The 18489-nt window shown below is 69.5% G+C and carries 18 protein-coding genes and 1 tRNA gene; 13 read left to right on the top strand and 6 right to left on the bottom strand.

Translation table 11 applies throughout. From position 1 onward, the window contains the following. Positions 1-105: 105 nt before the first annotated feature. Together ABZ860_RS03300 and ABZ860_RS03295 are read right to left on the bottom strand one after the other, a co-directional pair. Complete coding sequence (locus ABZ860_RS03300) at positions 106-768, bottom strand: response regulator transcription factor (protein WP_357214319.1); 663 nt, start codon at positions 766-768, stop codon at positions 106-108. Beyond that, the gene (locus ABZ860_RS03295) at positions 765-1964 is read right to left on the bottom strand and encodes a sensor histidine kinase (protein ID WP_357214316.1); all 1200 of its coding nucleotides are present in this window, start codon (positions 1962-1964) and stop codon (positions 765-767) included. Before ABZ860_RS03295 ends, ABZ860_RS03300 begins: the two co-directional genes overlap by 4 nt. 160 nt (positions 1965-2124) lie before the next feature. Between ABZ860_RS03295 and ABZ860_RS03290 the strand changes: the two genes are divergently transcribed. The 4 genes from ABZ860_RS03290 to ABZ860_RS03275 all read left to right on the top strand — a co-directional run bounded on the left by ABZ860_RS03290 (position 2125) and on the right by ABZ860_RS03275 (position 5142). Next, on the top strand, positions 2125-2796 hold the full coding sequence (locus ABZ860_RS03290; RefSeq protein WP_357214313.1) for a hypothetical protein: 672 nt from the start codon (positions 2125-2127) through the stop codon (positions 2794-2796). Between the two features lie 34 nt (positions 2797-2830). Then, positions 2831-2998 carry a S8 family serine peptidase gene (locus ABZ860_RS03285; RefSeq protein WP_357214739.1) on the top strand — a complete coding sequence of 56 codons (168 nt, stop codon included), beginning with the start codon at positions 2831-2833 and terminating at the stop codon, positions 2996-2998. Positions 2999-3902: 904 nt separating this feature from the next. Next, positions 3903-4079 carry a hypothetical protein gene (locus ABZ860_RS03280; RefSeq protein WP_357214311.1) on the top strand — a complete coding sequence of 59 codons (177 nt, stop codon included), beginning with the start codon at positions 3903-3905 and terminating at the stop codon, positions 4077-4079. Positions 4080-4398: 319 nt separating this feature from the next. After that, positions 4399-5142, top strand: a complete 744-nt coding sequence (locus ABZ860_RS03275; RefSeq protein WP_357214308.1) for a tyrosine-type recombinase/integrase — start codon at positions 4399-4401, stop codon at positions 5140-5142. 1179 nt (positions 5143-6321) lie between these two features. Here ABZ860_RS03275 and ABZ860_RS03270 read toward each other — a convergent pair. Then, positions 6322-6406, bottom strand: a tRNA-Tyr gene (locus ABZ860_RS03270). A gap of 147 nt (positions 6407-6553) precedes the next feature. Between ABZ860_RS03270 and ABZ860_RS03265 the strand changes: the two genes are divergently transcribed. The 9 genes from ABZ860_RS03265 to ABZ860_RS03225 all read left to right on the top strand — a co-directional run bounded on the left by ABZ860_RS03265 (position 6554) and on the right by ABZ860_RS03225 (position 14867). Continuing rightward, the gene (locus ABZ860_RS03265) at positions 6554-7033 is read left to right on the top strand and encodes a GNAT family N-acetyltransferase (RefSeq protein WP_357214305.1); all 480 of its coding nucleotides are present in this window, start codon (positions 6554-6556) and stop codon (positions 7031-7033) included. A 54-nt stretch (positions 7034-7087) separates the two neighbouring features. After that, positions 7088-7579, top strand: a complete 492-nt coding sequence (locus tag ABZ860_RS03260; protein ID WP_357056218.1) for a YajQ family cyclic di-GMP-binding protein — start codon at positions 7088-7090, stop codon at positions 7577-7579. A 139-nt stretch (positions 7580-7718) separates the two neighbouring features. Continuing rightward, complete coding sequence (locus tag ABZ860_RS03255) at positions 7719-10337, top strand: MFS transporter (protein WP_357214303.1); 2619 nt, start codon at positions 7719-7721, stop codon at positions 10335-10337. Further along, a complete protein-coding gene (locus ABZ860_RS03250; RefSeq protein WP_357214300.1) occupies positions 10334-11155 on the top strand; it encodes a YceI family protein in 822 nt (273 codons plus the stop codon). Before ABZ860_RS03255 ends, ABZ860_RS03250 begins: the two co-directional genes overlap by 4 nt. A gap of 35 nt (positions 11156-11190) precedes the next feature. Next, positions 11191-11673 carry a MarR family winged helix-turn-helix transcriptional regulator gene (locus tag ABZ860_RS03245; RefSeq protein ID WP_357214297.1) on the top strand — a complete coding sequence of 161 codons (483 nt, stop codon included), beginning with the start codon at positions 11191-11193 and terminating at the stop codon, positions 11671-11673. 110 nt (positions 11674-11783) lie between these two features. Beyond that, entirely contained in the window at positions 11784-12677 is an 894-nt protein-coding gene (locus tag ABZ860_RS03240; RefSeq protein ID WP_357214294.1) for an ABC transporter substrate-binding protein, read from the top strand. Further along, positions 12674-13513 (top strand): amino acid ABC transporter permease, encoded by an 840-nt coding sequence (locus ABZ860_RS03235; RefSeq protein WP_193205689.1) that lies wholly within the window; start codon positions 12674-12676, stop codon positions 13511-13513. The genes ABZ860_RS03240 and ABZ860_RS03235 overlap by 4 nt, the downstream gene beginning before the upstream one ends. After that, positions 13510-14250, top strand: a complete 741-nt coding sequence (locus ABZ860_RS03230) for an amino acid ABC transporter ATP-binding protein (protein ID WP_357214290.1) — start codon at positions 13510-13512, stop codon at positions 14248-14250. Before ABZ860_RS03235 ends, ABZ860_RS03230 begins: the two co-directional genes overlap by 4 nt. Before the next feature lie 77 nt (positions 14251-14327). Beyond that, positions 14328-14867 (top strand): XRE family transcriptional regulator, encoded by a 540-nt coding sequence (locus tag ABZ860_RS03225; RefSeq protein ID WP_161628125.1) that lies wholly within the window; start codon positions 14328-14330, stop codon positions 14865-14867. Positions 14868-14871: 4 nt separating this feature from the next. On the opposite strand, the gene ABZ860_RS03220 is transcribed toward ABZ860_RS03225, so the two are convergent. From ABZ860_RS03220 to ABZ860_RS03210, 3 genes are read right to left on the bottom strand one after another with little or no spacing between them, the layout of a single operon-like run. Then, positions 14872-15933, bottom strand: coding sequence for a peptidase C39 family protein (locus ABZ860_RS03220; protein WP_357214287.1), 1062 nt, complete (start codon positions 15931-15933; stop codon positions 14872-14874). Between the two features lie 8 nt (positions 15934-15941). Beyond that, a complete protein-coding gene (locus ABZ860_RS03215) occupies positions 15942-17660 on the bottom strand; it encodes an ABC transporter ATP-binding protein (protein ID WP_357214284.1) in 1719 nt (572 codons plus the stop codon). Beyond that, positions 17657-18475 carry an ABC transporter permease gene (locus tag ABZ860_RS03210; protein WP_357214282.1) on the bottom strand — a complete coding sequence of 273 codons (819 nt, stop codon included), beginning with the start codon at positions 18473-18475 and terminating at the stop codon, positions 17657-17659. The genes ABZ860_RS03215 and ABZ860_RS03210 overlap by 4 nt, the downstream gene beginning before the upstream one ends. Between the last annotated feature and the right edge of the window lie 14 nt (positions 18476-18489).

The following is an 18489-nucleotide window of genomic DNA, read 5'->3' as shown; positions in this document are numbered from 1 at the left end:
ACCGTCGACACGAGCACCTGCTCAGAAGGGATGTCCGGCCTCGGCGAGTCCAGACCCGTCCGTGGTAGTCCCGGGCCGTCGTCAGCAACAGCGTTGGCAAGATCCTTATATGCGCGCCTCGCGTCGAGGCCGCACCACGCCGGCTTCGTAGGCGAGCACGACCGCCTGCACGCGATCCCGCACACCGAGCTTGGCCAAGATGCGGTTGACGTGCGTCTTCACGGTCGCCTCGCCGAGAAAGAGTTCCCCCGCGATCTCGCGGTTGGACAGCCCCCGAGCCATCAACCGCAGCACCTCGGCCTCCCTGCCGGTCAGGTGAGCCAGGCCGGGGGCACTGACCGGCGGAGCCATCGCGGTGTAGTGGTCGATCAGGCGGCGGGTGATCTCCGGTGAGAGCAGCGCGTCTCCACGTGCGGCAGCGCGCAGCGCGCTCGCCAGTTCTTTCGGCGGAGTGGTCTTCAGCAGGAATCCGCAGGCGCCGGCGCGTAACGACCGGTAGACGTACTCGTCGAGGTCGAACGTGGTCAGCATGACGACTCGGCGGCCGGGGCGGTCCGCCAAGATCTGCTCGGTCGCGGCCACGCCGTCGAGCCGGGGCATGTGGATGTCCATCAGCACAACGTCCGGTTGGTGTCGGGCGGTGAGCAACACCGCCTGCTCGCCATCCGCAGCCTCTGCGACCACATCGATGTCGGGCTGAGTGCCGAGGATCATCCGCAGACCGCCGCGTATGAGCGCCTCGTCGTCAGCGATGAGAACGCGCGTCACCCCGGTGCCCCCGTTTCCGCCAGCGCGGGTGCCATGGATTTCGTGTTCAGGGGCAACTCGACGCGCACCTCGAACCCATCGCCTTCCAGAGGACCGCTGCTGGCCGTTCCCCCGAAGAGTTCCACACGCTCGCTGATCCCGGTCAACCCGTAGCCGCTGCCGTCGCTTCGGCGGCCGGCCCGCGGACCGTTGTCGACGACGCGCACCCGCAGATCTGTGCGTCCGACATCGATCGAGACCGAGACCGTGGCACCCGGCGCGTGTTTGGCCGCATTGGTCAGGGCCTCTTGCAGCACCCGGTAGCCGCTGACGTCGACGGCTGCGGGTACCCTGCCGAGGTCGCCGTTGACCGTGACGTCGACCTGTCCACCGGCGGCCCGCACTCCGGCCAGTAGCGGGTCGAGGTGCCGTAGTGAAGGAAGCCGCTCCGTACCGCCCTCAGCGCCACGGAGGACGACGAGCAACCGGCGCAGCTCGATGACGACGTCGCGGCCGACATCCTGCACCGCGTCCAGCGACTCGCGGGCCTGCTCCGCGTCTGAGTCAAGCACGGCCTGGGCGGCTCCGGCCTGCAGCACCATCACGGTCACGCCGTGCGAGACGATGTCGTGTAGTTCGCGGGCCACCCGTAGCCGCTCGTCGAGGCGCGCGGCGGCCTCCCGTTCGATAGCCAACGCGACCAGACGTTCCGCCTGCGCTCGCCGCATGCGAACAGCGTAAGCCGGCCCCAAGACCGCGAGCGCGACGAAGACGATGAAGGCCCAGTCAGGGTCGTCCGCAACCGTGGTCTCGATGCCGAGCGAAACGAAGTAGGAGACGCCCCCGATGACCGGTCCGTGGCGGCCGCCGACGGCGACGCAGCCGAAGCAGGCTACGACCAATGCCAGGAGCGGCACGACCGGCCATTCCGGGAGGAGCGGCGTGAAACTCTGCGCGGTGAAGCAGGCGCCGGCCAGGACCACCGCAACCCGTGGATACGACCTGCAGGCCGCGACCGCGAGGCCGTAACCCGCGAGCAGCACGGTCAGCACAGCCGTCCAGCCGCCGGACAGCGCGGTGATATCGGGACCCTCACCATCGACGTACGGGGGCAGCGGCACGTAGAGCTCGGCCAAGCCGAACCCGAACAGCGCGAGGCCGGCTGCGACGGTGGCGAGGTCCCCCCGGCGCCGTCCAATGTCCCGAACCCATGCCATGGCTGGGAGCGTATTCGAGCCGCCCGCGACACGGCGTCCACCCATGGTTGGAGTGGGCGGCGGATGACATCCACCCGCCGGTCCACATCCCGGCCGACGACCGGAGCGGTACGAGGTTCCTAGCGTCTTGCGTTGCAACAGACCACGACGGGAGATCTCGATGAGTGACCAGACCACCCGGCCGTACGGCCGGCGTTTCGCGGCGGCCGCGATGGCCGGTGGCGGCGTTCTTTACGGCGTCGCGAACGCCTTCTACTGGTTGATGTTTCCTGATCAAGTGTCCGAGACCGCGGCGAATGTCGACGTGGCCGCCTCCGGCCTCGGTGCCTGGCGGATCGAGACGATCCTCTTCGCGCTGACGCATCTGCTGCTCCTGCCGGCGATGGCAGGTCTGATCGTGGCGGTCGGGCGCCGCAAGCGCCTTGGCGCCACCATCGGCGGAGCTTTTGCCGTTCCCGCCCTCTACTTTTCGACGATCCACCTGTGGCACTACAACGCCTTTTTTGGGGCCCTCGCCGGAGGGGGCGTGAAGACGGAGGCGGTCCGGCCGGTCGTCGATGCTCTCGAGAAGGACGCGCTGGTGGTGGCGTCGTTTGCGGTCTGGATCCTGGGTTGGATGGTCGGGCTCCTCGTACTGGCCTTCGCTGCGTGGCGAGCCGGCCTCGTGTCCTTGTGGGTGCCACTCGTTCTCGCCGGCGGTCAGGTGCTCGACTTCGTCTCCAGCGATGTGGCGCCCAAGCTCGTGGTGAGTGCGTTGATGACCGCTGGCCTGATCGGCTTAGCGCTTGGCATCCGTCCGCGGCGGGTGGCGAGCGCGGCAGCGACCGTTTAGAAGTGACCAGTGAAAGCCCAGTTCATCGAATGAGCTGGGCTTTCGTGAGCGTCCGCCGTGGAACACCCGGACGGGGGCCGACGGCTACGGCACCAAGAGCCGTACGTCAATGGCGATCCCCCACGTCGCCGGCGTCATGGCGCAGATGAAGTGGGCGCACCCGTCCTGGTCACCGGCGACCATGATCAGCGAACTCAAATGACCCGCAGGGCCTTCCTCATGTCAGCTGTGTTGCTCGCACGCCAGATGCAGCTTGGTGGTCATCCCGCCACGAGAGTGCCCCAGCGCGTGATCGTCTGGTTCCGGGCCACCCACCCCGCCGGGCGGCTCGGCTTGAAGACGGAGGGCCTCTGAGCTGCTGTTCTGCTGGTGGCAGGTCCAGGGTTCGAACCTGGGTAGGCTGAGCCGACGGTTTTACAGCGCGTGACCATTTCAGGTTCCTCTACGCTCTTGACCTGAACGGGAGCCCGCTCGCCTGGCCCTCATCGGCAAGATCATTACACGCATATTGCACAGCGGCCGTGAGGTCACGGCCGTAAACTGACAGTGCCGTCGCGGGCAAAGGCGATGCTGGGAAAGCCGCTTCAATCTTCGAGATTGTGGCCGTCTGATGGGCGTTCCGCGTCCGGAGGCCTGAGCCGGTTCGAGTCCGGTAGCTCCGCGGCGGCTCGTCTTGTGTGCGGACCGCACGCGCGTCCCCCTTCCGCGCATCCCGTATGCCGTCGACCCGCTGCGGAGCAGCAGCAGGCCGGCGACGGAGGGGCAAGCCCGTCTCCGCGTGTACGCCAGCCGGTCGCCGTTCCTCGGCAATTGGACGCCAAGGGTCACAGACGGGCTTGAGCCGTAGGAGCTGGTCTGCTGGGCTTGCCCGGGTCGATGGCAGGAGGGATGGGCGGGCTCCTACCTCAGCCACCTGAGACCCGCGCTCTCCAGCTCGGCGGCATCCCGGAGCCGGAGCGCCCCCGCCGGAGGCACAATATGCGCATGACGGCGATCGCTCTGCCGTGCGTGGGGTCTCCGAGGTGGGTCGCGTGGCAGGCAGGAAGTGGGATCGTGAGGCTCGCCGGGTCCTGCTCGGCTGGACATGCTTCTTAACGTGTTGGTGCGTGTGGGATCTGCTTTCGGGCCTTGTCGTTGACGGCCCGCAGAAGATCACGGCGGTGCATGTCGTCGCCCGTGTTGTCGTTGCCGCAGCTTTCTGGCTCGTGGGTGCGCTGCTCTTGCGCTGGCTCGTCCGGGCAGTGAACGGGAAATCCGAGAGCGGGGAAGACACCGACAGCTAAGAGGTCAGCGGTTGTTGGTCGGGGCGTTGTGGGCGGGCCCCGCGATTGCCTGTGGCGTTGGTTCCGGCCTGGTGTGTGTGGCGGGCGGCCCGAGCTGCCGGCGGCCGGGACCGGCCCCCAGGCCGCACGCCCGGCCGCCGAGCGGGCGTAGGGCCGCGAGGCGGCGCGCAGCGCCGCCCTTGACCTAACCGACCTCGGTGAGACGAAAACGGTACGCCTGGCGCTCGACGCGCTCGCGCTTCGCCTCGACGGCAAGGCGGCCAGTGCCAACACGGTCAGGCGTAAGCGGGCCGTCCTGCACGCGGTCTTGGAATACGCGGTGGAGCTGGAGGAGCTTCCGGCAAATCCGCTGCACCGGATCAAGTGGAGGCCTCCTAAGACGACGGAGACGGTAGACCCTCGCGTCGTGGTCAATCCACGGCAGGCTCAAGAGCTGCTGACTGCGGTGACCTATGTCGGCAAGCGGGGACGTGGCCGGCGGCTCATGGCCCTGTTCGCCTGCATGTACTACGCCGCGCTTCGGCCGGGTGAGGCCGTCGCTCTCCGACAGCAGGACTGCCATCTTCCGGCAACCGGCTGGGGCCGCCTCCTCGTCGACGTGTCGCGTCCCGAGGTCAACACACAGTGGACCGACAGCGGCGACGCTCACGAGGAACGCGGGCTCAAGCACCGGGGCCGGGACGACGTACGGCCGGTGCCCATCCCTCCGGCCCTAGTGAAGATCCTTCGGCAACACATCGAAGAGTTCGGGGTCGGCGCGGATGGCCGGATCTTTAGGAGCGAGCGCGGTGGGGTCGTCGCCTCGACGGCCTACACGGAAGTGTGGCAGGAAGCCCGCAAGCTTGCCTTCACCCCTGCCCAGGTCGCCTCTCCCCTGGCTCGTCGGCCGTACGACCTCCGGCATGCGGCCGTTTCCCTCTGGCTCAATGCGGGAGTATCGGCTCCCGACGTAGCGGAGCGGGCCGGGCACAGCGTTGACGTCCTCCTCCGGGTCTATGCGAAGTGCCTCGACGGTCAACAGGAGATCGCTAATCAGAGGATCGATGACGCCTTGGCAGCGTAAGCAGCACTGCTACAGGGTGAAGTCCGAACCCAAGATCTTCACAGAGAGGTATCTAAGGGATCTGTGGGATGAATCGGAATAAATAGGATCTATCGGTATCAAAGTGATCCACGGCCGGAGCGGCTTGCATGGCAGGCGGGAGCAGGACAGCCATAGGAAGTTACATCCCGCCATCTGCCTGACCTGCAAAAACGTCGGCGACAGGTTTCCGCATTCCCGCATCCCGGCTGCAGTTGAGGGCGACGGACGATAACCCCACAACCTCAGGTTGCAGTAATTATTTGGCGCGATCCGCCGTAGATGCCGTTGGGGATTACGAAATTAATCTCATCGGGCGCAGCAGCGGGTTAATTAATCTGGGGAGTTAACGTCTCGCGGTGTTGCTAAGATGGCTAACACCCGATCGGAGTCCAGACAGGACTACGCAGGGAGGGAACGAGAGGCCCCGCAGCCGGCCGGTCAAGCAAGCAGCGGAGCCTCATCGCCCGGGGCTCAGCTAGCGCTATCGCTAGCTGAGCCCTCCGTGGTTGAGCATCCAATCGAGCAGGATCACCAGCAACTGCATCAGCAGCAGCCTTTCCGCGTCGTCGGGACTCTCATCCGGGCTCGCGCCTTGCATAGGATGTCTCCCCCTCTCGGTGGACCAGTTCCCTCAGGAGGGGCCGGGTCCTATCGGCCACCTCCGGAAAGTGGCCGCGTACGCCGAGCGGTGCGAAGCACGAGCAGGTGGCCATCTTAGCAATCTCATGACCCGCCCGCGCCATTCATTGGCGTACTCGGAAGTTTTCTAGAATAGTGGTCAGAGTTCGATGGAAACCTCGGCGGAGTTTCGCAGGTACTCTCTCCGCAACCCATTGCGGCCTTGGTGCCAGCCAGATGAACGACAGCGCGTGCACCTCGCGGACCCCATGCTCGGCCCGGGAGTCGTGGCCGCGAGAGCCGCTGCCCCGGAGACGCAAGCAGCACATTCGATCTTGGTTGCGACGATGCGTGCCGACGAGACCTCCAGGCAGCCCACCCCTGAGGGCCGGGAGACGCTAGATGACCTGCGGATACACCGCGAAGATCATTGCGCGTATATTGCGCGACCCCCGACAGATGGCCGCTCTGGGTGACCTACGGCTGCATGGGCCGGAAAAGCAGAAGAGGCCCCGAAGGGCCTCTGAGCTGCTGTTCTGCTGGTGGCAGGTCCAGGGTTCGAACCTGGGTAGGCTGAGCCGACGGTTTTACAGACCGCTCCCTTTGGCCACTCGGGCAACCTGCCTTGTCTTCCGCTCGCTGCGGCGACAGGTAGAAGAATAGCGGACTTCCCGGGTGCACGTGACATGGGTTCCGGCTCGGCGGACTCGCCCACCGCGGGGCCCCGGAAATCCGGGAGCGGGCGCGGCGGCACACCGGCCATAGTGGGACGGTGATCAGACAGGCCGAGCCGGCGGATCTCGCAGACCTGGCGGGCATCGAGAAAGCGGCGGACGCGATGTTCGTGCCGCTCGGCATCGTCTTCCCGCCGGGCACCACGGTCATCGAGGAGTGCGACGATCCCCGGCGTGTCATCGTGGCCGGCCGGCCGCCGGTGGGGTTCGCCCTGCTCGGGGTGGTCGACGGCCTGACCCACCTCGACCAGATCGCCGTACACCCCGATCACGGCAACCAGGGGGTCGGAACCCGCCTTCTCGACGCCGTCTGCACGGCGGCCGCGGAGGCCGATACGGCCGCGGTGACGCTGACGACGTTCCGGGACGTGCCGTGGAACGCCCCCTGGTACGCCCGGCGCGGGTTCCGCGTCGTACACCCTCACGAGTGGGGGCCGGAACTCACCGCACTGATCGAGCACGAGCGGGCCCTCGGCATAGAGGTGGCGCCCCGCGTCGTCATGAGGAAAGACCTCTGATCACATCGGGGCCCACTAATCTCGAAGGGCAACGGAGAGAGGACACGGACACCGATGGCCGACAGCAGTTTCGACGTGGTGAGCAAGATCGACCGGCAGGAGGTCGACAACGCCCTGAACCAGACGGTCAAGGAGGTCGGGCACCGCTTCGACTTCAAGGGTACGGGCGCGAGCATCTCCTGGTCGGGGCAGAAGGACATCGAGATCAAGGCGAACAGCGAGGAGCGGGCCAACGCGGTTCTCGACGTCTTCAAGGAGAAGATCGTCAAGCGCAACCTGTCCCTCAAGATCCTTGACGCGGGCGAGCCGAAGCTCTCCGGCAAGGAGTATCGCCTGATGGTGTCCCTCAAGGAGGGCATCGACCAGGAGAACGCCAAGAAGATCTCCAAGCTCATCCGGGACGAGGGCCCGAAGGGCGTGAAGGCGCAGATCCAGGGCGAGGAGCTCCGGGTCAGCTCCAAGAAGAAGGACGACCTCCAGGAGGTGATCTCCCTGCTCAAGGGCAAGGACCTCGACATCGCCCTTCAGTTCGTCAACTACCGGTGATACGCGTCACAACGCGAGTCCGACGAAAAGGCCCTGACCTGCGGGTTCAGGGCCTTCGTCGTTTCTGATAGCCCCCGGACCATGACCATATGGTTGCCCGGAGCAACGATCAGCATATGATTGCTTAGGGTAACTAAGTTTGATCACACGGGGAAGGACTTCGATGGCGAATGCGATGACGCGGGAGACGCCGCCAGGCACGGCGGCCCCCGCGATGACGCACCGGGAGATCCTGGAGGCGCTCTCGGGCCTGATGCTGGGGATGTTCGTCGCGATCCTGTCGTCGACCGTCGTGTCGAACGCGCTCCCCACGATCACGGCGGAACTGCACGCGGACGAGACCACCTACACCTGGGTCATCACCGCGACCCTTCTCGCGGCGACGGTCTCGACGCCGATCTGGGGCAAGCTGTCCGACTTGTTCAGCAAGAAGCTGCTGATCCAGCTCGGGCTGATCGTGTACGTGATCGGCTCCGCCATCGCCGGTCTGTCGCAGAACCCGTCGATGCTGATCACGGCGCGGGTCGTCCAGGGCCTCGGCGTCGGCGGCCTCACCGCGCTGTCCCAGGTGATCATGGCAGCGATGATCTCGCCGCGAGAGCGGGGACGCTACTCGGGTTACCTGGGCGCGGTGTTCGCCGTCGCCACGATCGGCGGCCCGCTCATCGGCGGGCTGATCGTCGACACCTCGTGGCTCGGCTGGCGCTGGTGCTTCTACGTCGGCGTGCCGTTCGCGATCCTCTCGCTGATCGTGCTGCAGAAGACCCTCCACCTGCCGGTGCTCAAGCGCGACGTGCGCATCGACTGGGGCGGCGCGGTCCTCATCGCCGCCTCGGTCTCCCTGCTGCTGATCTGGGTGTCGTTCGCGGGCAACAAGTACGACTGGTTGTCGTGGCAGACCGGCGCGATGGTCGGCGGGGCCGTCGTGCTCGCGGCGCTGTTCCTCCTGGTGGAGTCCAAGGCCAGCGAACCCATCGTCCCGCTGCGCCTGTTCAGGATGCGGACGGTCAGCCTCGCGGTGGTCGCCAGCGTGCTGGTCGGCGTGGGCATGTTCGGCGCGACGACCTTCCTGAGCCAGTACTTCCAGCTCGCCCGCGGCGAGACGCCCACGGTGGCCGGCCTCATGACGCTGCCGATGATCCTGGGCCTGGCCATCTCCTCCACGGTGTCCGGGCAGATCATCACCCGCACCGGCCACTGGAAGGTCTTCCTGGTCTCCGGCGCGTTCTTCCTCACCGCCGGGTTCGCGCTGATGGGCATGCTGCGGTACGACACCGACTACTGGCTCGTCGCGATATTCATGTTCTGCATCGGCATCGGCATCGGCATGAGCCAGCAGAACCTCGTGCTCGCCGTGCAGAACCAGGTGCGGGCGGAGGACCTCGGCGCGGGCAGTTCCGTGGTCGCGTTCTTCCGTTCCCTCGGCGGTGCGATCGGCGTGTCGGCGCTCGGCGCCGTGATGGTCAACCGCGTGAAGAACTACCTGGAGGAGGGCCTGGCGGCGCTGGGCGTCAAGGGGACCGGCGGCGACAGCGGCGCGATTCCCAAACTGTCCGCGCTGCCCGCCCCGATCCGCACCGTCGTCGAGAGCGCGTACGGCCACGGCGTGGGCGATCTGTTCCTCTACGCCGCGCCGGTCGCCTTCCTGGCGCTGATCGCCGTGCTGTTCATCAAGGAGGTCCCGCTGCGGACCAGCGCGATCACCGTCCGCGCCGACGAGCCGGAGACCGGCGAGACCCTCGACCCCGAGATCGCCCGCCAGCGGAACGGCGCAGTGACCGGACGCCACGCCCAGCGAGACGGGCAGCAGCGCGACCAGCAGTGGCCCATCACGGCCGAGCCCGAGTTCGCCTCGCCCAACGGCCACGCCTCCACGCAACCCCTGAACCCGCAGCCCCTGAACGCGCAACCCCTGAACCCGCAGCCCCTCAACGCACAGGTCCTCACCTCCACGCAGGCCCAGCCGTACGCCGCGCTCGCCATGGAGACGCACGAGCCGGGCGGCGTCGGCATCCGCGGGTTCGTCAAGGGCCAGGACGGCGTGCCCGTGGGCCGCGCCACGCTCACGCTGATCGACGTGCGCGGCCACCAGCTCGGCCGTACGGTCACCCGGGACGACGGGGGCTACGCGCTCCAGACGCCGGGCGGCGGGACGTACGTGCTGATCGCGTCGGCGGGCGACCGGGAGCCGCAGGTCGCGACGCTGGTCGTGGGCGACCAGCCGGTCGACTTCGACATGGTGCTCGCCGCCTCGGGGCGGCTCGTCGGCACCGTACGCGGAACGGACGGGACGCCGGTCGCCGAGGCGGTGGTCGTGGTGACCGACGTACGCGGCGAGGTCGTGGCCAGCAGTTCGACCGACGCCCAGGGCGGCTTCTCCTTCTCCGGCATCGTGGCCGGCACCTACACGCTCACGGTCAGCGGCGCGGCGTACCGTCCGGCCGCCGTCCCGATCGAGGTGCTGGGCACCGGCCAGACCCGGCACGACGTCGTGCTGCTGCCCGGCGCGCGGGTGCGGGGCACGGTCCGCGTCAAGGACGGCGTGCCGCTGGCCGACGCCAGGGTCACGCTGCTCGACGCCGCCGGCAACGTGGTGGGCGTGGCGACCACCGGAGAGGACGGCGAGTACGCCTTCACCGACCTGACCGGCGGGCAGTACACCATCGTCGCGAGCGGCTACCCGCCGGTGGCGAGCACGCTGAACCTGGGCGGCCAGGGCGACGAACCGTACGACGTGTGGCTGGGGCACGAGCGATGAGCGTCTCCGGAACGGTCCCCAGGGGATTGCACGCCCTGGTCAGGAGCAAGGACGGCTGGGCCGTGCAGCACGCGGTCGTCACCGTGACGGACACGGCCGGCCACCAGGTGGCGCGGGCGGAGGCGGACGCCGACGGGCAGGTCGTCACCGCCCCGCTGCCGCCGGGGGTCTACACGGTGGTCGCGACCGCGATCGGGTACGCGCCCGCCGCGTCCACCGCGATCGCGACCGCCTCGGGCGCCGCCGAGGCCGGCACGCTGGTGCTGGCCCGGCAGGGCGGCACCGAGCTTCCGCCGCCCGGCGTGTGGACGATCGACCCGGAACACTCGAAGATCTCGGCCACGGCCCGGCACCTCGGCCTCAGCAGCGTGCAGGGGCGCTTCACCGAATTCTCCGGCCGGATCGAAATGGGCGCCACGCCGGAGGAGTCGTCCGTGGTCGCCGAGATCGTCGCCGAGTCCATCGACACGGGCAGCCGGATGCGCGATGATCACCTGCGTTCCGCGGACTTCCTCGACGTCCCGGTGCACCCGGTGATCACCTACCGGAGCACCGGGCTGTCGCCGGCGGGCCCGGACCGGTGGACGGTGCACGGCGTGCTGACGCTGAGCGGCGTCAGCCGCCCGGTCGATCTCGACATGACCTACCTGGGCACGGGCCCGGACCTGTGGGGCGGGCTGCGGGCGGCCTTCCGCGCGGTCACGGAGTTGCGCCGTGAGGACTTCGCGATGACCTACAACCAGGTCGTCCAGGCGGGAATCTCACTGATCGGCGCGACACTGAAAGTAGAGCTGGACATCCAGGCGGTGCGCGGGTAGACCCCCTGCCACACGCAGTCAGGAGGAGGCAGGCCATGACGGAGGCGGAGATCGCTCCCCGACCGCCCACGGCCGGCGAACACGAGGCGTACTGCGCGGTCGAGAGGCAGCTCGCCATCCTGCTCCGGCGCGCCAAGGCGTTCTCCGCCGGGATGGGGCGCAAGGTACATCCCGAGCTGGATCCCGGCGCGTACGGCCTGCTGGTTCGCATCGACCAGAGCTCGCCGATGCGGTCCAGCGACCTGGCCGCCTACCTGCGGGTCGGCCGGGCGACGATCAGCCGCCAGCTCAAGGTGCTTGAGGAGCTGGGGCTGATCAGCCGCAGCCCCGACCCCGAGGACGGACGGGCCCACCTGCTGGCCCTCACCCCCGAGGGCCGCAGGCGCCTGGACGACGCGCGGTCCGCCCGCGAGGGCCAGCTGCGCACGCTGCTCGCCGCCTGGCCGGAGGAGGACGTACGGCTGCTCGCGCGGATGCTTGAACGGTTCAACACGCTCACCGAGGGAATGCATCCCTGACACCAGAGGTCACACACGTTACTGCCTCCGTTCCATGCGGTGGCCAAACCGTCATAAGGGACGCTTAAACTGCGCCTCAGACGTTTTCGCACCACAGCAAGGAGGCCGGTGTGGCTCCCTGGTCCACCTATCGGAAAGCCGCGAGCATCGGCGCGGCGGCGCTGGCGGCGGCGCTGACCGTCACCGCCTGCGGGAGCGACTCCGCCGGCTCGGGCACGGCGACGGCTTCGGCCGCCCCCGGCGGCATCGCCCTCGTGAACGCAGGAAAGATCACGACCTGCACGAACATCCCGTACGAGCCGTTCCAGTTCAACCAGGGCGGCAAGGTCGTCGGGTTCGACGTGGACATCGTCGACCTGGTCGCGAAGAAGCTGGGCGTGACCCAGGACATCGTGGACATCGACTTCGCGGCGATCAAGAGCGGCGCCGCTCTCAACGCACGCAAGTGCGACGTGGCCGCCGCCGGTATGACGATCACGCCCGAGCGGCAGCAGAACCTGCTGTTCTCCGAGCCGTACTTCGACGCCACGCAGGCGCTGATGGCCAAGAAGGGCAGCGGGGTCACCTCCCTGGACGACGTCAAGGCCAAGAACCTCAAGCTGGGCGCGCAGGCGTCCACGACCGGCCTCGACTACGTCAAGAAGCAGGGCCTCGATCCGATCGAGTTCGCCGACTCGCCCAAGGAGCTGCTCGGCCTGCAGACCGGCCAGGCGGACGTGATCGTGCAGGACCTCCCGGTCGTGCTGACCTGGCTGAAGAAGCCCGACATCGGCGCCAAGTTCGAGCAGGTCGCCAGCCTCGACACCGGTGAGCAGTACGGCATCGGCATGAAGAAGGACAACACGGCGCTCAAGAAGGTCGTCGACGAGGTCCTCGCCGCCGCCAAGTCCGACGGCACCTACAACGCGATCTACAAGAAGTGGTTCGGCACCGAGCCCGGCGGCGCGTCCGGCGGCGGTTCGGGTGCCGAGACCGGAACCGAGTCGCCCGCCGCCGGATCATGAGTGTTGTGAGCGAGCAGCAGGCGCCCTCCCCGGCTGAGCCCCGCAAGGGGCTCAGCCCGCGCAAGAAGCAGCGCATCAGCCGGGTGATCCAGTACGCCGTGCTGGTGGTGATCCTCGTCGTCCTGGTCGCGCTGGCCGACTGGAAGGCGATCGGCGAGTCGTTCTTCAACCTCGACGTCGCCGGCAAGGGCCTGCCCGAGCTGTTCACGGTGGCGTTGCGCAACACCGTGATCTACACGCTGTCGGGCTTCGTCCTCGGCTTCGTCCTGGGTCTGGTGCTGGCCCTGATGCGGCTGTCCTCGGTCGCGCCCTACCGGTGGGTGTCGGCGATCTACATCGAGATCTTCCGTGGCCTGCCGATGCTGCTCATCTTCCTGATGATCGGCAGCCTCCCGCTGGCGTTCCCCGGCTTCGAACTGCCGGGCGGAGTGTACGGCAGCGCCGCGCTGGGGCTCGGTGTCGTCTCGGCGGCGTACATGGCCGAGAACTTCCGGGCGGGCATCCAGGCGGTGCCGAAGGGGCAGATGGAGGCGGCGCGGTCGCTCGGCATGCCGCACATGCGGGCGATGGTCTCGATCGTCATCCCGCAGGCGATCCGGATCGTGCTGCCGCCGCTCACCAACCAGCTCGTCACGCTGCTGAAGGACTCCTCGCTGGTGCTGATCCTCGGCGTCACGGCCGCCCAGGTGGAGCTGGCGAAGTTCGGCAACGACGAGTCCTCCACGTACGCCAACCCCACACCGATCCTCGCGACCGGTCTGACGTACCTGCTGATCACGATTCCCCTCGGGTACGTCGCGAGGCGGCTGGAAGCGCGTCAGGGAGCGGGCCGATGAGCACCGTCGAGATCAAGAACCTGCACAAGTCGTTCGGCAGCCTGGAAGTGCTGCGCGGCATCGACTTCACGGTCGAGAGCGGCCAGGTCGTGTGCGTGATCGGGCCGTCCGGCTCGGGCAAGTCCACGCTGCTGCGCTGCGTGAACCTGCTGGAGCAGCCGACGTCCGGCACGGTGGTCGTGGACGGTGTCGACCTGACCGATCCCGACGTCGACATCGACGCCGCCCGGCGGCACATCGGCATGGTGTTCCAGCAGTTCAACCTGTTCCCCCACCTGACCGTGCGGCGCAACGTCACGATCGCCCAGGAGCGGGTGCTCAAGCGGAGCAAGGGCGAGTGCGACCGCGTCGCCCGGGAGAACCTGGAGAAGGTCGGCCTCATCGAGAAGATCGACGCCTACCCGCCCCAGCTGTCCGGCGGCCAGCAGCAGCGTGTGGCGATCGCCCGCGCGCTCGCCATGAACCCCTCGCTGATGCTGTTCGACGAGCCGACCTCGGCGCTCGACCCCGAGCTGGTCGGCGACGTGCTGTCGGTCATGCGGAAGCTCGCGGAGGACGGCATGACCATGCTGGTCGTCACCCACGAGATGGGATTCGCCCGCGAGGTCGCCGACCGCGTGGTGTTCATGGACGGCGGCGTGATCGTCGAGGACGGGCCGCCCCAGCAGGTCATCGCCGACCCGCGGCACGAGCGGACCCGCGAGTTCCTGAGCCGCGTGCTGCACCCTGGTGTTTGACGGCCCCCCGGCGTCTGACGTCCGGAGCGTCCCCCTTCGTGGAACAATGGCGTACTTCGATAAGGGGGATGGGCGGGGTGGGCGCGCTCTCGGAGCAGGTGCGGGCGGCGATCGCGAGCAACGTGCGGCACGCGCGGCACACGCGCGGGCTCAGCATCCGCGACCTGGCGGACCGCTCCGGCTTCAGCAAGGCGCTGCTGTCGCAGATCGAGCGCGGCCTGGCCAACCCCACGGTCGAGGTGCTGGCGGGACTGGCCGAGGCGCTCGATTTGTCCTTCGCCGACCTCACCCGGACGCCGCTGTACGAACCGCAGGTGATGCGCCGCGCCGGCGACGACGCGGCGCGCACCCTGCTCAGCTCCCTCGACCGGCGGCGCTTCGACCTGTACGAGACGCCGCTGCCGCCGGAGCACGCCCACGAGAGCGCGCCGCACGGGCGGGGGTCGGAGGAGTTCGCCTACGTCCTGTCCGGCTCGGTGACCCTGGAGGTCGCCACGTACGAGGTCAGGCTGGAGGCGGGGGACGCCGTGCGGTTCTCGGCCGAGGCCGAGCACGGTTACCGGACCGGCGCGGAGCCGGCCCGGCTGCTGACGCTCGTCTCGATGCCCTCCGACTGACGGGTCACCTGAGCGCGATCATGCTCCGGTAGCTCGGCCGGCCGTACCACGCGAGCCGGTCCAGCGTCGCGGCGGGCAGCGGCAGGTCGAGCGCGTCGAGGTAGGTCTCGCCCAGATGGGCGTCCGTCCACGGGTCGTTGACGTGGAAGACGTCGCCGTCCACCCCGTGGACGGCGATCCAGTGCGGGCAGCTCTCGTCGTGCATGCCGAACTGCTCGATCAGCACGAGCGCCACCCCGCCGTCCTCGACCACCGCGCGGAGCCGGTCGATGTCGAAGGCGGCGGTCTCCACGTCGATGCCCCTGCGGGACAGCTCGGCACGGAACCCCGTCTGGATGAAGCGCCTCAGCTCGCGCTCCTCGTCCGTACGGCACAGCTCCAGCAGGGTCGGGGCCTCGGTGGACAGCAGCACCTCCGGCCGGACGCCCCGCCCGGCGGCGGCGAGCGCGAGGCCCAGGGGGTCGCAGCCGGCCACCGTGGTCGCCTCCCGCCACAGCCGCAGCTCCTCCTCGCGGGAGGGCTCGCCCCCCAGCTCCAGCCCGGCCAGGGCCATCTGCAGCGCCGCCGGGCCGCAGGTGAAGTCGGTGGTCTGGCGCATGTACGGCAGCGCCCGCGCGGGGGGCCGGTCGCGCCAGCGCACCTGCCCATGACCCGTCTCGGTGGCGCCGACGACCGGGCCCGCCCAGGTGGGCACCGGCACCTCCCGGTAGCCCCGGCCCAGCGAGCGTTCCCATGCGGCGTCCCGCGTCGCGAACCACCGCTTGACCGCCACCGCGCCCTCCCGCCAGGCGCGCTCCTCGACGGTGCGGACGAGCGTGTCGGCGACCGCGTCGTCGGACGCCCACACGTCTACGATCTTCCGGTAGGCGGTGAGCGGCCTGTGCACCTCGAAGGCGGCCCCGGTCAGCGTCCCGTCCTCCGTACGGGCCGTGACGAGCGTGCGCACCTGCACTCCGCCCGCGAGCCGCCAGCGGCGCAGCAGGTCGGCGGGCACGGCGTCGAGTCCGTCGGCGACGAAGGCCACGTCCCCCGTCACGGGCAGCACGTCGACGCGTAGTTCGGTCATCAGGATCTTCACTCCGCTCGGGTCGCCGCGGGCACGGACGCCAGCAGCCGTTGGGTGTACTCGTGGGCAGGGGCGCCGAGCACGCCGGCGACCGGCCCGGTCTCGACGACCCGGCCGCGGTGCATCACGTACACGCGGTCGGCGACCTGCCGCGCGACGGCCAGGTCGTGGGTGATGAACAGCAGGGTCAGCCCCAGGTCGCGGCGCAGGTCCGACAGCAGGTTGAGCACCTGCGCCTGGACCGAGACGTCGAGCGCCGAGACGGGCTCGTCGCAGACCAGCATCTCGGCGCCGGGCGCGAGAGCGCGCGCGATCGCCACCCGCTGACGCTCGCCGCCGGACAGCGCGCGGGGCCTGCGCCGGGCGTACGCCGCGGGCAGCCCGACCAGGTCGAGCAGGCCGGGCACCTCCGACCGGGGACGGCCCGCCGCCTTGAGCGCCTCGGCCAGCGAGGCGCCGACGGTGAGGCCGGGGTTCAGCGCCGAATACGGGTCCTGGAACACGTACTGCACCCGCCTCGGCCCGGTGGACCGGCCGGCGAACTCGACGCTTCCTCCGTCGGGCCGTTCCAGGCCGACCACGCACCGCGCGAGCGTGGTCTTGCCGGAGCCGGACTCGCCGACCACCGCGACCGCCTCCCCCGCCGCGACCTCCAGGTCGACCCCGTCGAGCGCCGGCGCGGCCGAGCCGGGGAACCGCTTGGCCAGCCCGCGTACGGTCAGCAGCGCAGGCGAAGGGCCCGCCTCCGGAGGAACGGCCGCGGCAGGCGGACCGGCGAGAAGGGGCGCCGTGACCGGGCGTACGTCCGAGGGCCGCACGCACGCCGCCCGATGTCCGGCAGCGACCTCCGCCAGGGCCGGCTCGGCCGTACGGCACGCCTCGACCGCCAGATCGCATCGGTCGGCGAAGGCGCAGGCGCCGCTCACCGCGTACGGCCGGGGCACCGAGCCGGGGATCGTCGGCAGCTCCGGCAGGCGGTGGGTGACGGGCGGGTCGCAGGCCGCCAGCCGCGCTGTGTAGGGGTGCGCGGGCCGGTCCATCACCTCGGCCGCCGGCCCCTCCTCGACGAGCCGCCCGGCGTACATCACCATGATGCGGTCGGCCCTGGCCCGGGCGAGCCGCAGGTCGTGGGTGATCAGGATGAGGCCCATCCGGCGCGCCCGCTGCAGCCCGGCGACGAGTTCGAGGACCTCGTGCTGGGTCGTCACGTCGAGGGCGGTGGTGGGCTCGTCCGCGATCAGCAGGCCGGGACCGGCGGCCAGCGCGGCGGCGATCGCCACCCGCTGGCGCATCCCGCCGGAGAGCTGGAAGGGGTGACGTCCGGCGACCTCGGCGGGCAGCCCCACCTCGGCCAGCAGGCGGGCGACCCCGGCGGCGCGGCCGGCGCGCGGCAGCGCCCAGCCGATCTGCTCGCCGCAGCGGTGCACTGGCGACAGCGAGGTGAACGGGTCCTGGAGCAGCAGCGCGATCCGCGAGCCCCGGATGCGCTGCCAGGGCGTGCGCGCGGCCAGGTCGTACGCCTCCCCGGACAGCTCCAGCCGTCCGGTGGCGTGCACGCCCTCGGGCAGCAGGCCGGTCAGCGCCCTGGCGGTCATCGACTTGCCCGAGCCGGACTCGCCGACGACCGCCACGGTCTCCCCCGGCGCCACCGTCAGGTCGACTCCCTTGACGAGGACGCCCGCCGCCGAGGTCACCCGTACGTCGCGGGCGTGGAGAAGGGAACTCATCGGGCCACCACCCTGCGGTCGAGCAGCTCGGACAGCCAGTCGCCGAGCAGGTTCACCGCGGTGGCGGTGAGGATGATCAGCACGCCGGGCACGACGGCCGCCAGCGGGTTGTCGCCCAGCAGCGCGCGCCCGTCGGCGAGCTGGCGCCCCCAGTCCGGCGCCCCGGGCGGCACGCCGAGCCCGAGGTAGGACAGCGACGACAGGGCGACCAGCGCGAACGCCACGTTGAGCAGGAGGTTGGCGACCACGATCGGCACGATGTTGGGCGCGATGTGCCGGAACATGATCCGCGTCGGCCGGATGCCGAGGATCCTGGCCGACTCGATGTAGGGCCGGGGTGTCTGCTCCATCACCGCTCCCCGCACCAGCCGCACGTCGGACGGCGAGAACAGCACGATCAGCACGGCGACCGTGACCCAGTAGCCGCGCCCCACGAGCCCGGCGACCACGATGGCCAGCAGCACGGACGGCAGCGCCAGCAGCAGGTCGGCGTAGCGGCCGGCCAGCATGTCCACGATCCCGCCGCGGTAGCCCGCGAAGGTCCCGAGCACGAACCCGATCACCATCGACCCCACGGCGACCACGATCGGACCGGCCAGCGCCGAGCGGGCGCCCGCGAGCGAGAGCTGCAGGATGTCGCGGCCGAGCTGGTCGGTGCCGAACAGGTGGCCCTCGACGCCCGCGCCGACCACGCCCAGGTAGACGTCCTGGTCGAGGGCGTGCGGCGCGAGCAGTTCCCGGCCCGCCGCGCACGCCGCGACGGCCGCGAGCACGACGGCGGACAGGACCGCCACCACCGGCGGCCGCCTCTTCATCCTCCGCTTCGCCG

Origin of the sequence: Microbispora sp. NPDC046973, assembly GCF_040644495.1 — a bacterium.
Classification (GTDB): domain Bacteria; phylum Actinomycetota; class Actinomycetes; order Streptosporangiales; family Streptosporangiaceae; genus Microbispora.
This window is presented reverse-complemented; position numbering and strand designations above follow the sequence as displayed.